Origin of the sequence: Enterococcus florum (assembly GCF_004309355.1) — a bacterium.
GTDB classification, from domain to species: domain Bacteria; phylum Bacillota; class Bacilli; order Lactobacillales; family Enterococcaceae; genus Enterococcus_A; species Enterococcus_A florum.
This window is the reverse complement of record NZ_BJCC01000002.1, coordinates 72,986-93,756: the sequence shown is the minus strand read 5'-3', so window position 1 is coordinate 93,756 and position 20,771 is coordinate 72,986. Positions and strand designations below refer to the sequence as shown.

Sequence of the window (20,771 nt, the reverse complement as noted above, 5' to 3'; positions counted from 1 at the left end):
TTTTTAGGCGAATCTCTTTCTTGGTCTATTGAAGACTAAGAGAAAAGTAGCTAGGCCATAAAAAACAACCATTGGCATCATTCTTTAATTAGAATGATTTTTTTATTGCTTAAATTAAAGCCAAAGTCGCTTGATATTTCCTAACTAAAACAATTTAATAATAACAAATAATTCGAATTTTCGTATTTTATTTTTCGAAATATAAAATAAAAAGGTAATGACTCAAAATAAGTTAAGTGTATAGCTAAAATGATGATATGTATTGTATTTATGTGAAAATCAACTTCTCACCTTTCTATTGACTAGCAGCACTTGGTCAGATATCTGGCTGATGCTTTTCAAAAAAGAATCCACCAATCTCTTTGGCTACACCCGTCTTTCTCGTAAGTTGACCCACCTCCTACTTTGGGGAAACACAATTTCCCAGCCAAATTAATTATGAGATTGTTGCGGAAACGAAACAAGAAAAAACGAAAGGCCATGGAAACCCGCCTGATCCACCGCCAGGATAATCTCGTGGTACGTTCGTTGACAATCAAATATACAAACTTTCGAGGATTAAAATAGCCCAGAGGCAATCCTCTGGGCATGGGTATAGAAAGGGTATTCTTGCAGATCCTTTATTTCTTGAATGGGCCATCTAATTTCAGAAATGAGAGCATAAGGGAGTTCTTTTCCATCATGTTTTGAGCAATCATACGAGTTCCAATACTGATCCCGCATTTCTCTTCGCACCTTTCAGCGGTCGAGAGCTTGGCTTTATTCGTGTCATGGTCTTTTCTCATTTGACCTAACATCTCTTTCTCCTCGTTTTCTGAATATATCTGACTCGATAGACCCAAGTTATTGCATGAGAGCCTTCACTCATCTATGTTTTTGAGCGTTTCTGCTGTTCTCAGCTTGTTTCTTTTTTTCTCCTATATAAATACATCCGCGCTTAGATGCAAATACGGGGAATCGAAAAAAATGAATGTTTCGACAGCAAATGATTGCCTCAAAAAAAGAGCGAAAGTTCCACCACGAACACATTACTAACTTTCTTACTTGTCTAACTTGTACTTTCCTGACCATTACCTTATTCCAATAGTCGTCGATACAAACCGGCAATTGCTGCACTGGTACGAATCAGATTGCTTTCTGCATTTTCGATTGCTTCAGACAGGCTCATGGGCTGATTCACGATCGGAAACGCAGCGTCGATCCCGGATTTTGTGGTATCTCTCAGTTCTTTAGCAACACTGCCGCAGATCGCAACCACAGGGATGCCTTCTGGAACGCGGCGAGCGATCCCTACCGGCGCTTTACCTGAGAGACTCTGCTGATCCATCCGGCCTTCTCCGACGATCACTAAGTCGGCATGCTGCACCTGTTGATCAAATTCTTGGAGATCCAATACATAATCAATGCCTGAAACGATTTGACCGTTCGAGAAGGCCGCAATACCAGCAGCCAAGCCGCCACCGGCCCCAGCTCCTTCCAATGTTAAGATAGCTGGATTAGCAAGCTGATAAAATTGTTTTAAGGCTTGATCAACCGAAAGAATTTCTGTTTCTTTCAGACCTTTCTGCGGTCCAAAAATTTGGGCGGCACCTTGTTCTCCGCAAAGAGGATTAGTGACGTCGTTGATAATTTTGACGGTCAGTTCCTGAGGCAGCTCAAACGCATGTTGTCGATCGATCGCTGCCACAGAAGTCAAGCTTGCACCAATCGGCTGCAGCCTCTTGCCATCTTGGTCGAAAAAGCGATAACCCAAACCAGCAGCAAATCCGATACCGCCATCTACCGTAGCACTTCCGCCAATGCCGATACCAATTTCTCTAAAGCCTTGCTCTGCTAAATAGACCAGCATCTCCCCCAAGCCTTTTGTTTGGATAGCCAAAGGATCTCTTTGCTTCTCTGGTATTTGAGGCAGTCCGACCAGGTCCGCCATTTCAAAGAAGGCCTGTTGCTGTCGATAAGCATAGCGCAAGTTCGCCTTTTCGCCAAAAGGTCCGGTCACTTCTCTGCTGGCAATTTGCAGATCCAAACTACGGATCAGTGCATCGAGCGTTCCTTCACCACCATCGCCAACAGGCAATAGGTGATAGTCTGCTGGTAAAACTGTTTCAAACCCTTGTTTGATTGCTTGTGCTGCTTCTGACGCAGACAAGCTTCCTTTAAAGGAGTCCGGCATGATCATAATTTTCATTGTGATTTCCTCTTTTCTAGTGGTTCACTCTTCTGTTGTTATCGTACCATAGGTGGAAAAGATCCCACAAAAAAAGGAAGACACCTCCGTGCATCTTCCCTCACTTGCTAAAGTCGTTTTTTGTTCATGACTAGCACGGCACTGCCGACCAATAAAGCAGACAGCAGTCCTGCCAGTAAAAAGGCCGGCCAATAATCCTTTAGTTCGGCTGTATTTTTTAAAAAGACAAGATTCTCCGTAGCCAAGCTAAGCGGATTGTAGGTTTTGGTTTTATCGATCATTTGGATCAAGAACAAAACAACAACAAATCCGCCCGTCAAAAGCAGCCCGTCTGAACTATTTCTAGCAACTGCGGAGGCTAATAAAACAAGACTCATCAGCAGTACCCCGAACACCCACAATGGGAAAACAGCCACTAAGACATTCGGGCTTTGATCATCTGAAAAGTAATACAACGTATACCCCCATGTGACTAGAAGTGTAAGCATCAAACAAATCGACCACTGCACGATTATCGTCAGTGCTTTACTCAGAACTACCGTTTGACGCTTTAATCCCTTCGTGATCAGATTGACCAACGTGCCATTATTGATCTCCTGACTGATCGTTCCACTGGACATCAAAACCAGTACGACCAATCCGATCTGCGGTACATTTTTGTAAAACTGAGTCCAGGAATCCAGAGAGGTCGGGGCTGGAATGGTCGATGCCCAGGCTTCCCCCATCGTTCCTCTGATGATCTCTGGTAAAAATTTGGCTAAAAAAGGATTCATGATGCCTAAAATCAAAAAGACCAGCACCAACATTCCGATTCGTGCCGTTCGCCAGCCCTCCAAACACTCTTTTTTGGTAAAAAAGTAAACGGCTCTCATTTCACCACCTCCAAGAAAATAGTTTCCAAATTAGGGTCAATCTTTTTCAAGGAAACGGGCATGCTTTTTTGCTTCGTCAGCAGCTCGAATACCTGCTCAACTGCAGCATCGTACGTGTCGTGATAGGTCAAGGTCAGGGTTTGTGGATTTTCTTGCTGGATGCCGGTCAATTCAGGCAAAGTCAGAAGCGTATGCTTCATGGTTTGATCAACCGGTTGTGCAAAGGTGAGCTCCATTTTGTTTTGTGCATATTGCTCCTTTAATTCAGGAAATGAAGCGCAGGCCTTGAGTCGTCCTTCGTCCAAAATCCCCACATAATCACAGACTCGTTCCACGTCGCTTAGGATATGCGTCGAAAACAACATCGTGACCTGGCCTTTTAACGAAGCCAGTAAGGTCAAAAATTCATTCCTGCCGCTGGGATCCAAAGCAGAAGTCGGTTCATCACAGATCAGCAGCTCCGGATCATTTAACAAGGCCTGTGCGATCCCTAAACGCTGCTTCATCCCGCGGGAAAAGCCTTTGATTTTTCCTTTTTGATTTTCCAATCCCACCAAACTCAATTTTTCTGCAACTTTTTCTCTTAATACCTTTTTTTTGATCCCTGTCAGCTCCCCGCAAAGAATCAAGTATTCGCTAGCCGTCAGATACGGATAGAAGGCTGGAACATCTGGCAGATACCCGATGTAGCGATTGGTCGGCGTATTACCGAAGCGAACAGACTGGCCTTTGATTTTGACTGTACCCGCATCGGCTTCCTCCAATCCCAAAATCACCTTCATCGTCGTAGTTTTTCCGACGCCATTTTCACCAATAAAGCCAAAGAGTGAGCCCATGGGGACCGTCAGATTTAGCTGATCCAAGACCTTTTTCTTGCCGAAGGTTTTAGTCAATCCCTGAATCTCCAAAATCGTCATGCGTCATCTCCTCGGCCGAATCCAAAATAGAAGATCGGACCGACGATCTGCAGGATGACCACAATGAGTACCCACATCAAACGGTTGCCGAAGCGGTAATGTGGGTGTTTGAGTACGTGGACCAAAGACGTCAGCAGCAATACCAGCTCCAAAAGGATCAAAGGCAGCAACAACGGTAAATTTTCTGTTAAAAAAGACCAATCATTCATCTTTCTTCCCTCCTAGAGGAACCAATCGCTGAATCAGTTCTTGAAGTCTTGCTTGATCTTCAAAGCCTGAAAGCATTGGATTGTCTACAACGGCAGCGACTAATCCCTCTTGAACAAATGCAGGATCGCGCGGCATTTGAGTTCCCGTCTCCAACGAATCGAACCACGGACCCAGCTGATCAAAGTAGCGATCTCCATGCATTTTCATTGGGAATTCTATTTGCTCCATCAGATGGGTAAATTCTTCCAGAATATCCAAGGCTTCGGTTTCTTTTTGCTGCTGCGCATACCCGAACAGCGCTGACAATTGGAAATTCAACAATACAACCGGATGAAGCTGCTCCAAATCAAATACCTCGGCAAATTGATACCCGCGTTTGACCGTTTCTTCAAATTTTTCTGATTGTGGGGTCAAACACCGTAGATAATTAGTAAACGAGCTCATCATGACTGATACATGCTGATACAGCGCGCTTTGCATCGTCTCAATGGCTTTTTGTCCGTCGCCTTTCATTTGAAACGCCGCAGCAATCATACTTTCCACGGGAAAATTTGCCGGTGTGACATCGCCTAAAATTTCCAGCACTTCGTCGGCCTTATGCATCATCAATAAGGCAAAAGCCTCCATCCGTGATGCCTGCAAAATCAGTTCAGGATCCTTGGCATTTGTACGCACATGGACAAACAATTCCAGCGCCTCCAGAAAATAGCGCTGCTCCTTTTCCTGCTGGTTTTCTCCCGGCAGCAGATCCAAGTGATTCAAAATCAGCGAGCCCATCTGCAAAATAAACGGATAGCAGGAATAATAGCGGCGAATGAAGCTGTGAATCGAGGACAAAACTTCTTCTGGCATCATCGTCTCAAAGGATCTCTGAAGCGAAGTATAAATATGCTGGATCTCTTGATTGCTCAATTGCGGTTCGTAATTCAATAATTCGTCGATACTAATATTAAAATAGGCTGCCAGTAAAGGCAGTAAGGTAATATCCGGATAAGTATGCCCCGTCTCCCACTTCGAGACAGATGCCTTCGACACATTCATAAAATCAGCTAATTCTTGCTGGGTTATTTTTTTCTTTTTGCGTTTTTCGGCGATCACTGAACCTAGATTCATACGCATGTCCTCACGTCCTTTCTCTTTTATTGTATGTCCTGCAACGAAGACAAGCAATGGAGTGATTGTTAACTTTTACGGTGAATAGTCAACTTACGCGATACTTACGAGCTGCTTTATACAAAAAAATTCTTGGCAAATACCTTATGAAGGTACTTACCAAGAATCGACGTCTATTGAATACTGATTTTCGTTCCTACCTGGATCACCGGCATCGCTTTTTCTTCCACGTACAACGTGCCTGGAAGCTCTGCCTCTTTCGCACCGTCAAAGCGCAGCGTGATGTGACCTAAATCATCTAAGTTTTTCTTGACCACGTCACCGACAGCCGTGATTTGATACGGCTGGTCATCAAAGGTGAAAGTCATACCCGGCAGAATCTCGCCTGTCGAAGCCTTCAGCTCAATGTTGTAGCAATAGTCAGCCAGCGTATCAGGGGCTTCATCGCCGAAAAAGATCAGCATTTTTTCAGCCTGAAACATTTCTGCTTCTGGTCCAATGTTCGTTACCTGCGTCTCAAAAATCATTTTATCATCTCTCCCAACAACTACTTTTACCTATTAGTTTAACTGTACATCCCGAAACTTGCCAGCCATGCCACAACAACCCGTGGTACTCCATTCAAGAAACGAGAGTACAAAACAGAAGGAACACCAACTTCCACGGTTTCTGCCTCTGCTTCTTCAAGTCCTAAACCAACTGGAATGAAGTCAGCCGCATTTTGCGTATTAATGGCAAACAAAGCGGGCAAGGCCAATTGCGGCGGGATGTTGCCTTTGCCGATTTCGACCCCGATCAAGGTGCCTAAAATCTGACTGATGACCGCCCCTGGTCCTAATAATGGTGACAAAAATGGCAGAGAACAGATAAAGCCGATAATGATCAGACCGATCACATTGCCGGCCAATGGTTTCATCATGTTGGCAAAGACTGTGCCGACACCTGAACCTTGAATGATCCCGATCAACAGCGATACAAAAGCCATAAAAGGAATGACCGTGTTGATCATGGTTTGAACACCCTCGCGCGCAGACTGGTTAAAGGTTGCCACGACTTTTCCAGCACCCATCCCGATCTTAGCAATAAAACTTTGCTGCTCAGCCCGTTGCTCGGTGATCTTTTTGTCCGTAGAATATTTGTATTTCTTTTCTTCCTTTGGTGCTTCAACTGCGGTTGCAGCCGCTTCGCTTTCGTCTGCCAGCATGATTTGTTCCATCCCAACCGCAGAAACATAAATATCTTCGGTGATGTATTGTGCCAAAGGACCACTTTTGCCTGTCGGTACAATATTGACCGTCGGAATGTGTTTTTTCGGATAAATTCCACAGCGCAAGGTTCCACCACAGTCGATAATCGCCAAAGCGATCTCGTCGTCCGGGATCGAGGTTTTAAAGCCATTGACGGGCTCCATGCCGCTTAATTCTGCAATTTTATCGACGATCGCTGGCTTTTCACCGCCGCCGGTCACGTAAATAAATTTATGTTTTGCTTCGGTAGGAGTGATTACTAAGGGTCCACCGAATCCGCTGTTGCCTTTTACAATTTTGATACTTTTATAAGTCATCTTTCGTTCCTCCTGGTTTTAAAATCTGTTCGTCTCTCTTCGGGCGTTTAGTCGACCACTTTTACAGTCTTGCTCAATTCCACGCCTTGCTGTTTACAAACAAAAGCAGTTGTGAAGTCTGTGATCCAGCCACCGAAGAAATTCATGACAAGTCCAACTAGCATGTAACGGATTGCCAATTCCATTGAATTGAGCCCCAAAGCAGTAATCCCTTGCGCGATCCCCATCCAGACGAACAATTCACCGGGATTGATATGAGGAAAGACCCCATTGCTGGTATGGCAAAATTGAGCCAATGAAGCATAATAGCTTGGTTTGTAGTACTCTGGAATAAAGCGGCCCATCGTAAAGGACATCGGATTCCCCAGCATAAACGCCGAGATAAACGGCAAAACCAGATAACGAGTCAATGGGTTTTTGGAAGACGCTCGAGCAACTTTTGTGACACGCTCTTCTCCGAGAAAAGCAATCAGGGTATTCATGGCTACCATCAACAGCAGCACGACTGGCACGATCCCTGTCATCCAGCTAATAAACGTTTCTGCACCTGTTTGAAACAGGCTCATAAAGCCCTCCGCAAATTTGATAAGAAAATCCATTTTTATACACTCCCTTTAGAAAATTTTGTTTGAATCGATTGTTTCAGCAGCGACAACTGCAATCCGGCATTTATCACCGGTGACATCGGCTGTCTTTCTTGGTAATTGCCTTTTTCAACTTCGAGATAGACCTTTTGAGCGTTTAAGGCCGCTTGCCGGGTCAATTTGTTTTCCTTCAATAAAACCGGGTGCTGCTCGGACAATTCGTGAATATCCAAGCCGACAAATTGCGGACGTGGCTTGAAGCGAGCCAGGATAGAGGTTCCCTGCATCATTTCTGCTTCATCAATTCTCCCCGCCGCATCGACAGCAAACAGCAGAAGTGTTCCTGAAGCAATCTTTCCCGGCCTTCTGCCGATAGCTACCTTGCCTTTGCGGCGCATCCGACCATATACCGTGTTAAAATTTTTTATTTGTTTCAAGCCTAAAAACGTCTGAATAATATAAGCAACAAGAGCAATAGCACCTAGAAAAAAGATATTCATCTTAGACTTCCCCTTTCGTTAATAGCTGTGTGTATTCTTCCTTGGAAGTCACTTCCTTCACCTTCTTGCGCAGATGGGAACTGGAGGAAATGGTAAAAATAGTATCGTAAAAACTCAACAGCTCATCCTCTGCTTCCATTGTCAGATTCACTGGAATCGCTACCAGAAAGATCAACTCAATGTCTTCCAGCGACGGCTGTTCAGGATAGGAACCAATAAAGGCAATAATTTGATCGCTTCGATTATTAATTCCGTGGGGAAAGGCAATCTCATTTTCAATCACAGCCGATTCCTCCTGCGATTTTTGCAGGATGTACGTTTTAAAGTCTTTGTCAATCCACTGTTCAGTCTCAAGCTGCTCCAGCATCAGCAGCAGGTTTTCTTCGTACGACTTTTGACTGTCTAAAGCCACGAAGCTGAAATGGATATTTTCAAATGAAGCTGCCTTTGAAGCGATGATTCGTTTCCACTCGCCTAACAGCCAATTGTCATTGAACAGATCGGTCAGCTTAATCAACGTGGTTGGAACCTTTGTCTCCTTTAAAGGAATCGTTGTAAAAATAGCAAAGTACCGATCCAACTCTTGCGTTTGATACTCTTCCTCTGAATAATGGGCAATCCGAATATTGGGGCCCAAAACATTCCCCAGCTGACGCTTCAGCATCAACGCCGTGCCTTTTCCAGTATTGCAGACAATCGCAATTTCTTTAAAGTTTCCACTAGTGTCTGCCTTCAAAGCTAATTCAAAATAAATCGCCAGATAAGATATTTCTGCTGTCCGCCGCGGCTTGTTTAAAAAGTCTGCCAACGCACGAATTCCGATATCAGCTAATTCGTAGGTAAAGGCATGCTTGTTGCGAAAATCATGCCCGAAAATGTCATAGGCCTGCACGCGAAAAATAATGCGATTAAGCAAAAACATAAAATGAGCCCGCAGATTTTTAAACAGCTCCTCTTCATTTATCGTAATGATTACCGCTTCATGAATAGCTGCCATCATTGTCTGAAACAGCTGACGAACAATTGGGTTTTCCGCTACCTGCTCGTCGATCACATTATTGTTGAAAATATTCAACGGGAAACACAGAAAATCAAATTCAAATTGACTCAAGGTGACACTGTAGCTTTCCTCAATCGTCATCCGCAGCTCTTCAACCTGCGGATCTTCAGCAAAATAATTCACATAATTAGGAATAGCGTCTCGCAATGCTTGCCCCTCTTGAATTCGGTCCAACGTCAAACTAACGACCTTTTTCCATAAACCAGCCGTACGAAAATCCAGTTTCTTAGTTATCGATAGTTCTTCAATTAATAATAAAATCGACTCGCTTAAGCCGATATATTCTAGATAATCATAGGCATGGTACAAATACAGCATCCGTAAATTCTCTTCCTGCCCTTGCAGCAGCAAGCCCTTATTCGGGGTTCCAATCAATGAGACATCAAAATCCTTCAGCAGCTGCTTCAAATTCCGCAAATCCTTGTTTACTGTCGAACGACTGACACCTAAAATTTCCGACAAATCATCGATCACCACGTAATCCTGTCGTTTCATAAAACAGTCAATTAGTACTGCCATGCGTTTACTGCTGGAATTAAAATCCATCTGTTGCTTCAGACTGCCATTCATGACAGCTTCAAATTGCTTAGAATCAATGACCTTTAGCTGATAAAATCCGTCAGCTTCAACAATTTTTGCCACATGCTCCATTTGTTCATTCAGCAGCTGAATGGTCTTTTTGACTGTTTGTGAAGTTGTATTGGTAATCAGCTCCAGCTCCTCTAGAGTCAATCGATCTTGAGTAATAAAATGCTGCAATACTTGATACCAACGATTCACCAACGCCATCTTATTACCCCGCTTTCACCTTAACCTCGCGTTTTACCACCTGCGACATTGGTTGTAACACCTGTGATATAACTTGCCCGATCCGATAGGTAGTAGCACACTAGATCGGCCACTTCGCTTAACTTGCCGCTGCGTCCTAAAGGAATAGTTGTGGTTTTGCTATAGTTTTGGCGTAACTCATCAACTGTAATTCCGCGAGTGTAAGCTAACGCTGTTTCGTACTCGATCGTCCGCAAGCCTGTTTCCTCCATAATACCGGGAGCAATTCCCACCACTCGGATTCCTTGCTTGCCTAATTCCTTCGCCCAAGAACGGGTATAGCTGTTAACTGCGGCCTTGGTTGCTGCATAGGCACTCTGTCCTTCAGAACCCTCCAGCCCACTTTCAGAAGACATGTTGATGATGACACCTTGTTTCTTTCCTACCATTATTCTAGCAACTGCCTGACTCATTAAGAAGAGTCCTTTTTGATTAATGGCAAAAATCTTGTCGAAAACGCCATCAGACAGTTCAAATTCACCATGAGGTTCCTGACCATCCACCAATAATCTTGGAACATTAATTCCCGCATTATTTACCAAGCCGTCAATCGTTCCAAATTCTTCTACTACCTTCGCTACATTTGCTTCCACCTGTTCTCTTGAAGAAATGTCAGTAGCAAAGAAACGAAGATTTTCATGCTGCTGTTTGCCTTCATTTAAATCAAAATTCGCAACCTGTACGCCGACTTCCAACAATTCAGCGACGATACTTGCACCAATTCCTGATGAGCCCCCTGTCACAATTACCTTTTTGCCTGCAATGTTTAACCAATCTGTCATAGCACGTTCCTCCTATTTCTAATACACCCAAAGTATAGGACCCTTTTGTCATAAAATTAATACGGTCTTTTTTTCATCTCTGTAAAAAAAAGTGAACGAATTGAAAAAAGACCAAACACGAGGTTTGATCTTTTCTTGGATTAGTTGATTGAATGTGGAATAAGGAGTTCAGAAACGCCGCTTGCTAAATAGTGATTCAATTCTTTTTGCAGCAGCTCCGGTGAACGTTCGATCGCGTCGATCGTATCGCCAGCAATATGTGAGGTAATGATCAAATTATCCAAGCTCAACAAAGGATCATCAGGTCGGATCGGTTCTTCCCAAACCACATCGATTCCAGCACCGGCGATTTTTTTCGTTGCTAAGGCTTCGTAAAAAGCCTGCTTGTTCAAAATATCTGGTCGGGCGGTATTGATCAAATATGCACTAGGCTTCATCAGTTGTAAAAGCTGATGATTAATTAGATTGATCGTCTCCGGTACGACCCGCAAATGCAGCGATAGCACATCGGCTTGACGAAAAACCGTTTCGATATCGGCTAACTGCAATTGGTAACCAGCAGCTTGCAGCTGTTCTTCGTCAGCAAACGCATCATAAGCGATCACTGGAATTCCTAAGCCGTTAAGCTTCTTCACGACCAGCTTGCCAATGTGTCCCAACCCGATCAAACCAACGGTTAGATTGGACAGCGAGGTTTTGTACGGATCATTGAGGAAATGCTGCGGCCAGTTGCCTGCTTGCACTTCACTGGACGATCGAGCGATATTGCGCACGACGCTATACATCATCCCAATCGTGAAGTCCGCCACCGGTTCCGCATTGCGGATCACATGAATCAGCTGTACTTTGGGATGCTTTTCCCATTCCACTAGATCGATATGTTCCAGCCCACCACGACAGGTACCAATCAAGTGTAACTTTTCGGCCACCTGCAGCATGGCTTGTGATACTGGTGCGATATGAACCAACAAAATCTCAGCGGTCTTCATCGCTTCCATTAATCCTTCTGGCAACGAAAATTCATTAGGTCCTTCCTGTTCAATCTGCTTGACGATCTGCCGAAAAGCCTCACGTGAATACTTAGAATACCAGTCAAACGCGCTAATCTCGAAAGGCTGCTGAAGGTCTAACTGTTGCGCAGCCTTGATTAAGCTTTCGGCTGGAACAAAGGGATCGCCCACCACTACAATTTTGGTCATTGGTTTTTCGCCTCCAACACACCGTCTTTGGGAATTACTTGGAAGGTTGAGGCCAGATCCCATAATTGCTGATCTGTAATCTTTTGCAGAACAGGCTGATTGGTTGAGCTGATCTTCAAATAGATTTCAGCGGCTTTTTCGGCTGTTTCGATCAATCCAAACGCATCATCCATTGTCTGACCGGCGCTCATGATGCCATGATGTGGCCAGACCACGATCCGGCAATCAACCATTTTCGCTGCCGAAGCCTCCCCTAATTCATTGGTTCCGGCAACCATCCATGGCAAAACAGCCACACCGTCGGGGAACACCACCAAACATTCGGTAATCATTTGCCACAAAGTTTTAGTAAATGCACGATCTTCTAATGGATGGACAAAGGTCATGGCTGAAATGGCCGAGGCATGGGTATGTAAAATCACTCGGTGCTGTGGATCTTGAGCTAGTCGAATCTGATGGCATTTCAAATGGGAAGCCAATTCGCTGGTTGGCACATCACCGTTTTCTAATCCCCACAATAATTCGTAGCTTGCACCCTCCTCTGAAATACGAATCAAAGCTAAACTGTCCGCCGGATTATGCTGCACGTTTTTAAAGTATTTCCCTGAACCGGACACTAAAAAGATTTCACTAGCTAATTCTGGAACATGAAAGGACAACGGAGTAACTGGAAATGTTCGTTCCAAAGATAAATAATAGCGGACCTCCTCCGCGGGTATCCGATAACTGATATTCCCACCATTGCGCTCAGCCCAGCCATATTGCCACAGCTGATGCGTCGCTTGGCACATTTCTTGAATAAAAGGCGCAGTTAAAATGTTGTGAAGCTTCACTTTTTCCCCTCCTATAAAATCAATAGCAACAGACGACTAACGATAATAAAAGCAAAGCCTAAAATCCCATGAATAACATAGGTCTTGTTTTTGACGATGTCCCCATTGCTGCCAACGATGATTTTCTTAGCACCATCGAAAAAGATTTTGATAAAAAAGGCGAAGCCAATTAATGTAAACAGTTCACTTAACATGTGTAACCCTCCTATTCATTAAAAATCTTAAAAGAAGAATAACCAACTCCTGGAGCTGGTTATTCTTAAGGTCTTACTGACCGTAATAAGCATTCGCGCCATGTTTACGCAAATAATGCTTGTCCAAAACCCGCTGCGGCAGATTCTCCGCATAGGTATTCAGCTGACGGGTAAACAAATTCATTTTGCAAACCTCATCCAAAACTACCGCATTCATCACGGCACTGCTGGCATTTTTGCCCCACGTAAAAGGTCCATGACCATGCAGTAGAACTCCGGGCACCTCCATTGGCTTAATGCCTCTTTTGTTGAAGGTTTCAACAATCACGTTGCCCGTTTCATGTTCATACCCCTCATCAATTTCTCCTTGTGTCAAAAAGCGGGCACAAGGAACCGATCCATAAAAAGTATCCGCATGGGTTGTTCCCATCGCTGGACAATCCAAGCCAGATTGTGCCCAAATCGTAGCCCAAGTGGAATGCGTATGCACAATCCCGCCGATTTCCGGAAACGCTTTGTACAACACGGCATGGGTCGGAGTATCAGAGGAAGGATTCAACTTTCCTTCAATCACTTTATTCTCTAAATCTACTACCACCATGTCATCAACAGTCATATTCTCATAGCTGACACCACTCGGCTTAATCACGAAATACCCGGTTTCTTTGTCGAAGGCACTGACATTGCCCCATGTATATTTAATTAGCCCATGTCTGGGCAGCTCTAAATTCGCTTGAAAAACCTCTTCTTTTAATTGCTCTAACATCATCGATACTCCTTTTTATTCCGGATGAACAGCGACTACGATCTTGTTGTAGCTTAACTCTCGCTTGAACATCTTCGGTAATATTTCCGGCAGCTCTTCTAAAGAGATTTCATGGGAGATCATCTCTTTAAATTTGATACGACCCTTAGACATTTCATCCAAGGTGGCTTCCCATGCTCGACCAGGGTAAGGTGCGGTGTAAGAATTCCAAGACCCGGTCACCGTCAGCTCTGCCCGCATGATTCGTTCCGCTTCTTTTTCTGATAATGGCAAGTCTTGGTGCGAAATACCCACAAAGACGATTCGTCCATGCTTGCGCGTGATCAACAGCGACTGCTTTTGTGTAATCTTACTCCCTGCAGTCTCGATCACCACATCGACGCCTAATCCAGTCAATTCCCGAATGGCTTGCTCTAAGTCAACTTCTTTACTGTTGATCGCCACATCGGCGCCTAGTTCTTTCGCTAATTGCAGCTTATCGTCGAAAATGTCCACTGCTACAACCGTTTTTGCGCCAAATATTTTGGCGATCTGGATCGCAAATTGACCGATGGGACCGCAGCCTAAAACAGCAACTGTATCACCGACCTCGATCTGGGCTCTGCGCAATGCGTGCCAACTGATGGTCGCGGGCTCCACTCCGGCTGCGGATAACAGATCCAGTTCCTCCGGCATGACGACTGCATGGTCTTCGGGAACTTTTACATACTCGCTGAAGGCCCCGTTACTCCCTGTACCAATTATGTTATAATTGTCACTAAGCCCGTAGTATCCTTCTTTTGTGTATTCAGAATTAGGATCTGGGATTAATGGTGCAACAGCTACCTTGTCGCCGACCTTGAGTTTGGTTACATTTGATCCCACTTGATCAACCGTACCGCTAAATTCATGGCCTAAAATGATCGGGTACATTCTTGCACCGTTTTCGAGGTTTGCGCGGGGCACATCTGACCCACAGATTCCCGCGTAAGCCACCTTGATCAATACTTCTTGTTCACCGATTTCTGGAACTGCCACTTTTTTTACTTCCAAAACACCGGGTTCCACTAAAACACTTGCCTCCATTTGTTCAGACATCTTCTCATCTCCTATGCTACTTTGGTTTCCCCAGCAGGTTCTTCGCCGCTGTTTTTCGCCGCTGCACGTTCAATATAGCTGTAGAACGCTTCTTTGTTTTTGCGGAACAAGAAGTAGACCACAAAATAAGCAACGATCGTCAAGCCGATGAAGATCGGATTTTGACTCAAAAAGGCCAAGAAAATCAAACCAAAAATTGGTTTTCCTAAGATATTAAAACTGGTAACCATTAACGCTCCTGCTGGCAAGGTCACACCCACTGTTTGAGCGATTTCAGTAAACATTGGCGCAGTGTAGGTACACATATAAAGGCCTAAACTGAACCAAATCGTCCCATTCAACAAAGTCTTCGCGATATTTCCGTTAGATAAGCAAACCAATGCTTGAACCATGTAAGGGATTGCTAACAAATCGACAACTGGCAAAGTTTGATTTCCCGGTAGGATCATCGCCAATGCCACCATGATTGGGATCAAGATAATTCCAGAAATCAACGTAGCCGGCTCACCGTAACCTGTCGCATCATTTACTCCCAAGTACCATTCACGCTCTTTATTGTTCCCGCGCACATTCTTGCTGGCTGCTTGTGAAATCGGGTTGAAGGCTTGCGCAAAAATTCCCGCCACTTTAGGGAAAATAGCCATCACTGCACTGGTTGCGATCCCGACTTGAGTAATTTGCCCCCAAGATTCTAAGTTGCCAAGTTGACTGAAGTTACCTAAAACACCTAAGAACAAGCCTAAAAACAAGCCCAATGAAATCGGTTCTCCCAAAAAGCCTAGTTTTTTCTGCAGCCCTTGTGGATTCATCCGTACCTTGTGCAGTCCCAGCATGTTCCAAAGCGGGTCCATGATCAGGGCAAAAATTCCTGGCTCAATGTTGTGCATCGCAATGATCGTACAATTTGGATAGTGATAATAATTGGACCAGCGACGTGCCAACATTTCTGACAGCAATAAGCTGTACATGTTCAAAAGACACATTAGCACGATCGCCAAAACCATATTGCGCGTCGCCAGAAACACCATCGACCCCCATACCATGTAAGAATAGTTGTTCCAAAGATCTGACGGTTGGAACACGTTCGTCCATTTCACTAAGAATAAGACCGTTTGCAGAACCAGAGCGATCACTAAGTAAATCATTCCAGCTTCTGTTGAATAAGCAACAAGTGCTGTTGCCTGCCACCCCACATCAAAAGCGGGTAAATTGATTCCTGTCTGATCAACCATTTGCTGGACAACTGCTGAAATAATTGGTGTGTACGAATTCAAAATCAAAGTGAACCCCATCAAACCAACCCCTGCATACAACCCAGACAAGAAAGCTTTTTGTGTTTTTACCTTCAATACTTTTGCGACTACAAAAATCATTACAGGGACAAAAACCGCCGAGCCAAAGGTATCAAACACACTTTTTAACGTTTCTAACATCTCATTTCTCCTTTTCTATTGTTTATTTTTTTCTAGTTCTGCTAAGACCTCTGCAACTTCCTCCAGAAACTCATCGACAAAACCAGTTAAAAACCCCATTGCATTGACCGTAGGCACTCCATAGTCTCCTTCTGGCAGCGGACTCGTGTAGGTAATAAAATCAAACATTCCACCTTGTGCCAATTGCAGCGCTTCGGTTGGCCGTGCTTCCATTGTGGTGATAAAAAATCCCATTTCCTCCGACGATTCCCGCAATTTTTCCGCCACCATTGACGAGGTGACCGTGCCTGATCCGCAGACAGACAAGACTTTGTAGTGCTTCATGTTGTTTCCTCCTTTTTCATAAGTGAAGGGATGTTGCTTATCGTTTATCCAACTCTGCTAAAACACCGTCGATCTCTTCTAAAAATTCTTCATCGCCAAAACCGGTCAAAAAGCCGATCGCATTGACTACCGGTACGCCGTAATCGCCTTCTGGCAGCGGGCTGGTGTAGGTAATAAAATCAAAGCTGCCGCCTTGTGCCAGCTGTAGAGCCTCTGTTGGCCGTGCCTCTGTGGTGGTGATCCGATAGCCCTTTTCCTCTAACGCTTCTCTTAATTTTTCTGCTACCATCGATGAAGTAACTGTTCCTGATCCGCAAACAGACAATACATTATACTGTTTCATTGTGCTTTTCCTCCTAAATTGTAAGGGGTCAAACGACCTCTAATTCTAATTGTGACAAGATTTGATACATCTCTTCCGACGAATTGGCTTGCTCCAGCTGCTTCAGGGTTTCTACGTCTTGGAACAGTCCCATCAATTTGCTAAGCATTTTGACTTGGCCGTCCGGATTCTCCACTGCCATCAAAATGACGAGCGAGACTTCCACTTTTTTGGTGGGATCAATCATTGAATGGACATAAATCGGACGTTTCAAGGTCGCGATCGCCAGCGCCGATTCATACACGTGTTCACGATCGGTATGTGGGATTGCGATTCCGTAATCACCCATGCTTAATCCAGTAGGGAAGCCCTTTTCTCTTTCAACAACTGCGGGAACATAACTCGCTTTTACATACCCGAATGCTTCCATTCTCCCTCCGAGAAAACGAACCAATGACTCGTAATCTTCTACCGCAAGTTTGTGAAATAAGAGTTCTTTTCTTAGCACACGATCTCCTCCTTTTGCTTTTATTTTTCCTTGCTAAAGAAAAGATAGCACGGAACCGCTTTCTTTTGAATTGGTTTTGGAATCACTTTTTACTCAACAAATTCAGCAATACTTGTATGAATTGCTGAAAACGTTGATTTCACAAAGTTTTGTTGGTATAAAAAACAAATGCTCTCCTGAAAAATAATCCAGAAGAGCATTCTCCTATTTTTTAACTGCTGAAATAATGGCTAAGATTTCTTCTTTGCTGATAGCCGCAGCGAGCTTTTGCAGCATCGTTTCATCACTAGCGATCTTCAAAAGCTCCATCATCGGCTGGATATGCTGTTTCTTATCAACTGCCGAAATCGCCACAACGTAGTAAAATCGTTCCGTTCCGCTGGCAAATCCCTGATCGATTTTAGCAAAACACATCCCTAAACGTTTAGTCCCGTTTTCCGGAATCGTATGCGGAATAACAATCGTGTTTCCCAGCAAAATATTCGGCTTCACTGTGGGGAATTGTTCTTGCAAGCTCGTCAGATAGCGAGGCTCAACAATGTCGCGCTCAATCAGGTTCTGTGTCGTTTTTTGCAGCACACTGTTCCAGTCTTCTTCTCCCTTTAGCAAAATGATGCTTTCCGGTGTAATCACATCACAAAGGTGCAGCTTGACTTCATTGTTCAAGACTTCCTGATCCTGGATCTGGAAAATCGAATTGTAGGAAATCAATAATTCTTTACGGATGCGCTCCTCGATTTCCGGGGGCAGCTCAATGTATTTTTTGACGATTGCTAACGTGTGATCCGGCTGCAGCTTGTAGCTGTCGATCTTATAGATCAATTGAATGACCTCGTTGACGATCAAATTTTTGTTCATGGCCGACAGATCATTTCCGACAACGATCACAGGCAGCTCTGTCGTCAGCGGAGTGGTAGAAAAGACCAATTGAACATCCAACAGCTGCTCCTGTTCATAAAATTCCCGAATCGAAAAAGCTGGAATAAAATGGATCATTGGGAACCAATTGTCTAAAGTGTTCTCCAGCAATTTAGAGCTGATGATGCCATTCGGACAAACCACGACGGCATTAACCGTTGTTTTGCTCTCATTGATCGGTTTTTCCTTCTGCATATAAGCGCCCACAAACATCGTGATCAAATAAATCTCGTCACTAGGAATGCGTTCTTCAAAAAAATCTTCTAAAGGCGCAATAGAGGATTTCACCATAAAAAACAAAGGATCCAGCTGATTTTTTACAAAATCCGTGATGGCATATTCTGAAGTCAACCCATACTTGATCCGATAATATGCGGGTGCTAAATGCAGAGCCAAATTCTCGATCAGCTGTGCCTTGTCACTCAGCTGGATCACAATATTCTTCTCCAGCAGCTCGATAAATGAAGAGATATGGCTGCGCAATGCATCTGTATTCAACGAAAAGGTATTGCTTAAATCCGTGATCTTCAAAGACAAAATAAATAAACAGAGATACAGATGTTCACTGTAGCTTTTCGGCAGCTCGTACCGTCCAGCCAACACCTTGACGATCGCCGCATATTCCTTCGTGTCCATCACTTCTTTGGCCATCGTACCAAACGCTTGATCCAGCAAATGTCCATTTTGAATCCGTTTGGTCAATAGAATCAAAAAATACGGAGCTGTCTGGATTCGATTATCTGTGTAGTGAACCTGCAGCTCGGCTTCAATCATTCGGATCAGCTTGCGCTTTTCTTCGATCTCCTGCTCTGAGATCTGCAGATATTTATGAAAGATTACTGTATTGTAGATCGACTCCATCACCTTGTCTGTGATAGAAAGAATCACACCACGAATAGTCTCCTCATTGCCTTTAAAGTAATAGCCTTTTTTACGGGAATACTCGATGGTGATTAGGTACTTGTCTAAGTATTCCTTCAGTTTTTTAATATCTGAGACGATCGTATTTTTGCTGACCTCCAGTGTGTCTGAAAAATGATACAACGATAAATAATCCGAAGAAAAAATCAGCAGCAAGATCACCAGCAGCCGATACTCTTCATCCAAAAAACTGCTTTTCGTCGCCTTTAAGCGGCTCTCGCTGTTGGACACTCCCGAAAAATCATCTACCACTTTGGCGTCCACCACAAAATAGCCTTTTCTGGAACGGATCATCGGCTCGTAATTATTGTCCTTCAAGAAATCATTGATTTTTTTGATGGAGTAATCCAACTGGTTTCTCGTCAGGCCATGCTTTTCCATCAATTCCTTGGAGGTGATCTGCACACTGGAAGAAATCATTTGCAAAAGCTGAACGTTGCGATTATCTAATTCCACCCCTATTCACCTGCCTTGTCATTTTCCACCTAGTCTACCCTTAAATTCGCTTTTAGTAAACGGTATCATTGAATCCCGAAAAAAAAAGAACCTCAGACAGCTAAAGTCTGAGGTTCGCATAGTTCTTAAAATTCACCCGGATTCGATTCGATCATCACCTTGATCTCGTTGCCTTCCATGACTTTATCGAAGGCAGTGCGCCACTCTTCCAGCGGGTATTTTTTGGTGATCATTTCATCAATGTTGATGGCTCCTTTAGCCAGCAAATGAATGGCGATCGGCCAGTCGTAAGGATTTTGTGAACGGCTGCCTACGTACTCGATCTCGCGTTGGATAATCGTTTCTAAATCCAACTCGTTCATTTTGTCTCTAAACAAACCGACTTGAACGAACACCCCTTGTTTGCGCATCAACGGCAGGCTGGCATTGACTGCCGGCAAAGCACCGGAAGCATCATACACTTTATCAACACCATAACCATCTGTCGCTGCTTCAACTACTTTGGCTAAATCTTCTTGCATGGTATCGACAATCACGTCAGCACCCATCTTTTTCGCCAGCTCTAGGCGGTGTGCATCTTTGGTGATGCCGGTCATGATAACAAAAGCACCGATATCTTTAGCGATTTGCAGTAAGAACAAGCCGATCGGCCCCGGTCCCATAATAATGATTTTATCCTGTAATTCCAAGCGGCTCTTTTGATACATGGCATGTACGCAGCACGCCAGTGGTTCACTCATAGCGGCGCCTTCATAGCTCAAGCCATCCGGCAGCAGATGAATGCTCTCTTCTCTAGCTAAAACATAATTTGCCATGCTGCCATTTTGCTGAGTACCGATCCCTTTGCGATGGGGGCACAAGTTGTATTGCTTTTCTTTGCAGTAGTCGCATTCGTTGCAAACCGTAAAGGTAGTCTCGCTAGTTACACGATCTCCTACGCTTACCTTGGCTACCTTGTCGCCAACTGCGACGACCTGACCAGAAAATTCGTGTCCTAAAACAACCGGAGTCGTTGGATTTTTGTATTCACCTTTGAAGGTATGAATATCCGACCCGCAAATTCCGGTATAAGCGACTTTGATCAATACCTTGTCACCGGTCGCTTCTGGAACAGCCAAGTCGATAAACGCCATTTGGTCATACCCCGGTGCTTGTTTCGAAACACCGTTCATTGTTTTACTCATTTAAAAAGCCTCCACGAT

23 protein-coding genes are annotated in these 20,771 nt (G+C 44.2%); all 23 read right to left on the bottom strand.

The features are described from left to right. Nucleotides 1–620 precede the first annotated feature (620 nt). On the bottom strand, nucleotides 621–797 hold the full coding sequence (locus tag NRIC_RS19160) for a hypothetical protein (RefSeq protein ID WP_175579966.1): 177 nt from the start codon (nucleotides 795–797) through the stop codon (nucleotides 621–623). Between the two features lie 278 nt (nucleotides 798–1,075). Next, nucleotides 1,076–2,188 carry a glycerate kinase gene (locus NRIC_RS01730; RefSeq protein WP_146620971.1) on the bottom strand — a complete coding sequence of 371 codons (1,113 nt, stop codon included), beginning with the start codon at nucleotides 2,186–2,188 and terminating at the stop codon, nucleotides 1,076–1,078. A gap of 107 nt (nucleotides 2,189–2,295) precedes the next feature. Beyond that, nucleotides 2,296–3,060 carry an ABC transporter permease gene (locus NRIC_RS01725; protein WP_146620970.1) on the bottom strand — a complete coding sequence of 255 codons (765 nt, stop codon included), beginning with the start codon at nucleotides 3,058–3,060 and terminating at the stop codon, nucleotides 2,296–2,298. After that, entirely contained in the window at nucleotides 3,057–3,977 is a 921-nt protein-coding gene (locus NRIC_RS01720; RefSeq protein WP_146620969.1) for an ABC transporter ATP-binding protein, read from the bottom strand. The genes NRIC_RS01725 and NRIC_RS01720 overlap by 4 nt, the downstream gene beginning before the upstream one ends. Beyond that, nucleotides 3,974–4,186: a PLD nuclease N-terminal domain-containing protein gene (locus NRIC_RS01715; RefSeq protein ID WP_146620968.1), complete on the bottom strand. Its 213-nt coding sequence runs from the start codon at nucleotides 4,184–4,186 to the stop codon at nucleotides 3,974–3,976. Before NRIC_RS01715 ends, NRIC_RS01720 begins: the two co-directional genes overlap by 4 nt. Next, entirely contained in the window at nucleotides 4,179–5,306 is a 1,128-nt protein-coding gene (locus NRIC_RS01710) for a helix-turn-helix domain-containing protein (RefSeq protein ID WP_146620967.1), read from the bottom strand. The genes NRIC_RS01715 and NRIC_RS01710 overlap by 8 nt, the downstream gene beginning before the upstream one ends. A gap of 167 nt (nucleotides 5,307–5,473) precedes the next feature. Continuing rightward, the gene (locus NRIC_RS01705) at nucleotides 5,474–5,827 is read right to left on the bottom strand and encodes a PTS glucitol/sorbitol transporter subunit IIA (RefSeq protein ID WP_146620966.1); all 354 of its coding nucleotides are present in this window, start codon (nucleotides 5,825–5,827) and stop codon (nucleotides 5,474–5,476) included. Between the two features lie 38 nt (nucleotides 5,828–5,865). Beyond that, a complete protein-coding gene (srlE, locus tag NRIC_RS01700; protein WP_146620965.1) occupies nucleotides 5,866–6,864 on the bottom strand; it encodes a PTS glucitol/sorbitol transporter subunit IIB in 999 nt (332 codons plus the stop codon). 47 nt (nucleotides 6,865–6,911) lie between these two features. Further along, nucleotides 6,912–7,463, bottom strand: a complete 552-nt coding sequence (gene srlA, locus NRIC_RS01695; RefSeq protein ID WP_146620964.1) for a PTS glucitol/sorbitol transporter subunit IIC — start codon at nucleotides 7,461–7,463, stop codon at nucleotides 6,912–6,914. 2 nt (nucleotides 7,464–7,465) lie between these two features. Beyond that, complete coding sequence (locus NRIC_RS01690; protein WP_146620963.1) at nucleotides 7,466–7,948, bottom strand: transcriptional regulator GutM; 483 nt, start codon at nucleotides 7,946–7,948, stop codon at nucleotides 7,466–7,468. A gap of 1 nt (nucleotide 7,949) precedes the next feature. Then, on the bottom strand, nucleotides 7,950–9,797 hold the full coding sequence (locus NRIC_RS01685) for a BglG family transcription antiterminator (RefSeq protein ID WP_146620962.1): 1,848 nt from the start codon (nucleotides 9,795–9,797) through the stop codon (nucleotides 7,950–7,952). Between the two features lie 20 nt (nucleotides 9,798–9,817). Further along, nucleotides 9,818–10,618, bottom strand: a complete 801-nt coding sequence (locus NRIC_RS01680; RefSeq protein WP_146620961.1) for an SDR family oxidoreductase — start codon at nucleotides 10,616–10,618, stop codon at nucleotides 9,818–9,820. A gap of 140 nt (nucleotides 10,619–10,758) precedes the next feature. Further along, on the bottom strand, nucleotides 10,759–11,817 hold the full coding sequence (locus NRIC_RS01675) for an NAD(P)-dependent oxidoreductase (protein ID WP_146620960.1): 1,059 nt from the start codon (nucleotides 11,815–11,817) through the stop codon (nucleotides 10,759–10,761). After that, nucleotides 11,814–12,650, bottom strand: a complete 837-nt coding sequence (gene rhaD, locus NRIC_RS01670) for a rhamnulose-1-phosphate aldolase (protein WP_146620959.1) — start codon at nucleotides 12,648–12,650, stop codon at nucleotides 11,814–11,816. The genes NRIC_RS01675 and rhaD overlap by 4 nt, the downstream gene beginning before the upstream one ends. An 11-nt stretch (nucleotides 12,651–12,661) precedes the next feature. Beyond that, a complete protein-coding gene (locus NRIC_RS01665) occupies nucleotides 12,662–12,844 on the bottom strand; it encodes a hypothetical protein (protein ID WP_146620958.1) in 183 nt (60 codons plus the stop codon). Between the two features lie 73 nt (nucleotides 12,845–12,917). Then, a complete protein-coding gene (locus NRIC_RS01660; RefSeq protein ID WP_146620957.1) occupies nucleotides 12,918–13,610 on the bottom strand; it encodes an L-ribulose-5-phosphate 4-epimerase in 693 nt (230 codons plus the stop codon). A gap of 15 nt (nucleotides 13,611–13,625) precedes the next feature. Further along, nucleotides 13,626–14,687: a galactitol-1-phosphate 5-dehydrogenase gene (locus NRIC_RS01655; protein ID WP_146620956.1), complete on the bottom strand. Its 1,062-nt coding sequence runs from the start codon at nucleotides 14,685–14,687 to the stop codon at nucleotides 13,626–13,628. 11 nt (nucleotides 14,688–14,698) lie between these two features. Beyond that, a complete protein-coding gene (locus tag NRIC_RS01650; RefSeq protein WP_146620955.1) occupies nucleotides 14,699–16,120 on the bottom strand; it encodes a PTS galactitol transporter subunit IIC in 1,422 nt (473 codons plus the stop codon). A gap of 15 nt (nucleotides 16,121–16,135) precedes the next feature. Further along, on the bottom strand, nucleotides 16,136–16,444 hold the full coding sequence (locus NRIC_RS01645; protein ID WP_146620954.1) for a PTS sugar transporter subunit IIB: 309 nt from the start codon (nucleotides 16,442–16,444) through the stop codon (nucleotides 16,136–16,138). A gap of 37 nt (nucleotides 16,445–16,481) precedes the next feature. Beyond that, entirely contained in the window at nucleotides 16,482–16,787 is a 306-nt protein-coding gene (locus tag NRIC_RS01640; RefSeq protein WP_146620953.1) for a PTS sugar transporter subunit IIB, read from the bottom strand. A gap of 28 nt (nucleotides 16,788–16,815) precedes the next feature. Next, nucleotides 16,816–17,274, bottom strand: a complete 459-nt coding sequence (locus NRIC_RS01635; protein ID WP_146620952.1) for a PTS sugar transporter subunit IIA — start codon at nucleotides 17,272–17,274, stop codon at nucleotides 16,816–16,818. 204 nt (nucleotides 17,275–17,478) lie between these two features. Next, nucleotides 17,479–19,569, bottom strand: coding sequence for a BglG family transcription antiterminator (locus tag NRIC_RS01630; RefSeq protein WP_146620951.1), 2,091 nt, complete (start codon nucleotides 19,567–19,569; stop codon nucleotides 17,479–17,481). 125 nt (nucleotides 19,570–19,694) lie between these two features. Beyond that, nucleotides 19,695–20,753 carry a zinc-binding dehydrogenase gene (locus NRIC_RS01625; RefSeq protein WP_146620950.1) on the bottom strand — a complete coding sequence of 353 codons (1,059 nt, stop codon included), beginning with the start codon at nucleotides 20,751–20,753 and terminating at the stop codon, nucleotides 19,695–19,697. Nucleotides 20,754–20,771: the final 18 nt, after the last annotated feature.

Coding starts and splice junctions, on each gene's coding strand:
- NRIC_RS01710 (WP_146620967.1), bottom strand. CDS start 5,306: ATGCGTATGAATCTAGGTTCAGTGATCGCCGAAAAACGCAAAAAGAAA.
- NRIC_RS01720 (WP_146620969.1), bottom strand. CDS start 3,977: ATGACGATTTTGGAGATTCAGGGATTGACTAAAACCTTCGGCAAGAAA.
- NRIC_RS01675 (WP_146620960.1), bottom strand. CDS start 11,817: ATGACCAAAATTGTAGTGGTGGGCGATCCCTTTGTTCCAGCCGAAAGC.
- NRIC_RS19160 (WP_175579966.1), bottom strand. CDS start 797: ATGTTAGGTCAAATGAGAAAAGACCATGACACGAATAAAGCCAAGCTC.
- NRIC_RS01665 (WP_146620958.1), bottom strand. CDS start 12,844: ATGTTAAGTGAACTGTTTACATTAATTGGCTTCGCCTTTTTTATCAAA.
- NRIC_RS01730 (WP_146620971.1), bottom strand. CDS start 2,188: ATGAAAATTATGATCATGCCGGACTCCTTTAAAGGAAGCTTGTCTGCG.
- NRIC_RS01690 (WP_146620963.1), bottom strand. CDS start 7,948: ATGAATATCTTTTTTCTAGGTGCTATTGCTCTTGTTGCTTATATTATT.
- NRIC_RS01660 (WP_146620957.1), bottom strand. CDS start 13,610: ATGTTAGAGCAATTAAAAGAAGAGGTTTTTCAAGCGAATTTAGAGCTG.
- NRIC_RS01680 (WP_146620961.1), bottom strand. CDS start 10,618: ATGACAGATTGGTTAAACATTGCAGGCAAAAAGGTAATTGTGACAGGG.
- srlA (WP_146620964.1), bottom strand. CDS start 7,463: ATGGATTTTCTTATCAAATTTGCGGAGGGCTTTATGAGCCTGTTTCAA.
- NRIC_RS01625 (WP_146620950.1), bottom strand. CDS start 20,753: ATGAGTAAAACAATGAACGGTGTTTCGAAACAAGCACCGGGGTATGAC.
- NRIC_RS01645 (WP_146620954.1), bottom strand. CDS start 16,444: ATGAAGCACTACAAAGTCTTGTCTGTCTGCGGATCAGGCACGGTCACC.
- NRIC_RS01685 (WP_146620962.1), bottom strand. CDS start 9,797: ATGGCGTTGGTGAATCGTTGGTATCAAGTATTGCAGCATTTTATTACT.
- NRIC_RS01725 (WP_146620970.1), bottom strand. CDS start 3,060: ATGAGAGCCGTTTACTTTTTTACCAAAAAAGAGTGTTTGGAGGGCTGG.
- NRIC_RS01705 (WP_146620966.1), bottom strand. CDS start 5,827: ATGATTTTTGAGACGCAGGTAACGAACATTGGACCAGAAGCAGAAATG.
- NRIC_RS01650 (WP_146620955.1), bottom strand. CDS start 16,120: ATGTTAGAAACGTTAAAAAGTGTGTTTGATACCTTTGGCTCGGCGGTT.
- srlE (WP_146620965.1), bottom strand. CDS start 6,864: ATGACTTATAAAAGTATCAAAATTGTAAAAGGCAACAGCGGATTCGGT.
- NRIC_RS01655 (WP_146620956.1), bottom strand. CDS start 14,687: ATGTCTGAACAAATGGAGGCAAGTGTTTTAGTGGAACCCGGTGTTTTG.
- NRIC_RS01640 (WP_146620953.1), bottom strand. CDS start 16,787: ATGAAACAGTATAATGTATTGTCTGTTTGCGGATCAGGAACAGTTACT.
- NRIC_RS01715 (WP_146620968.1), bottom strand. CDS start 4,186: ATGAATGATTGGTCTTTTTTAACAGAAAATTTACCGTTGTTGCTGCCT.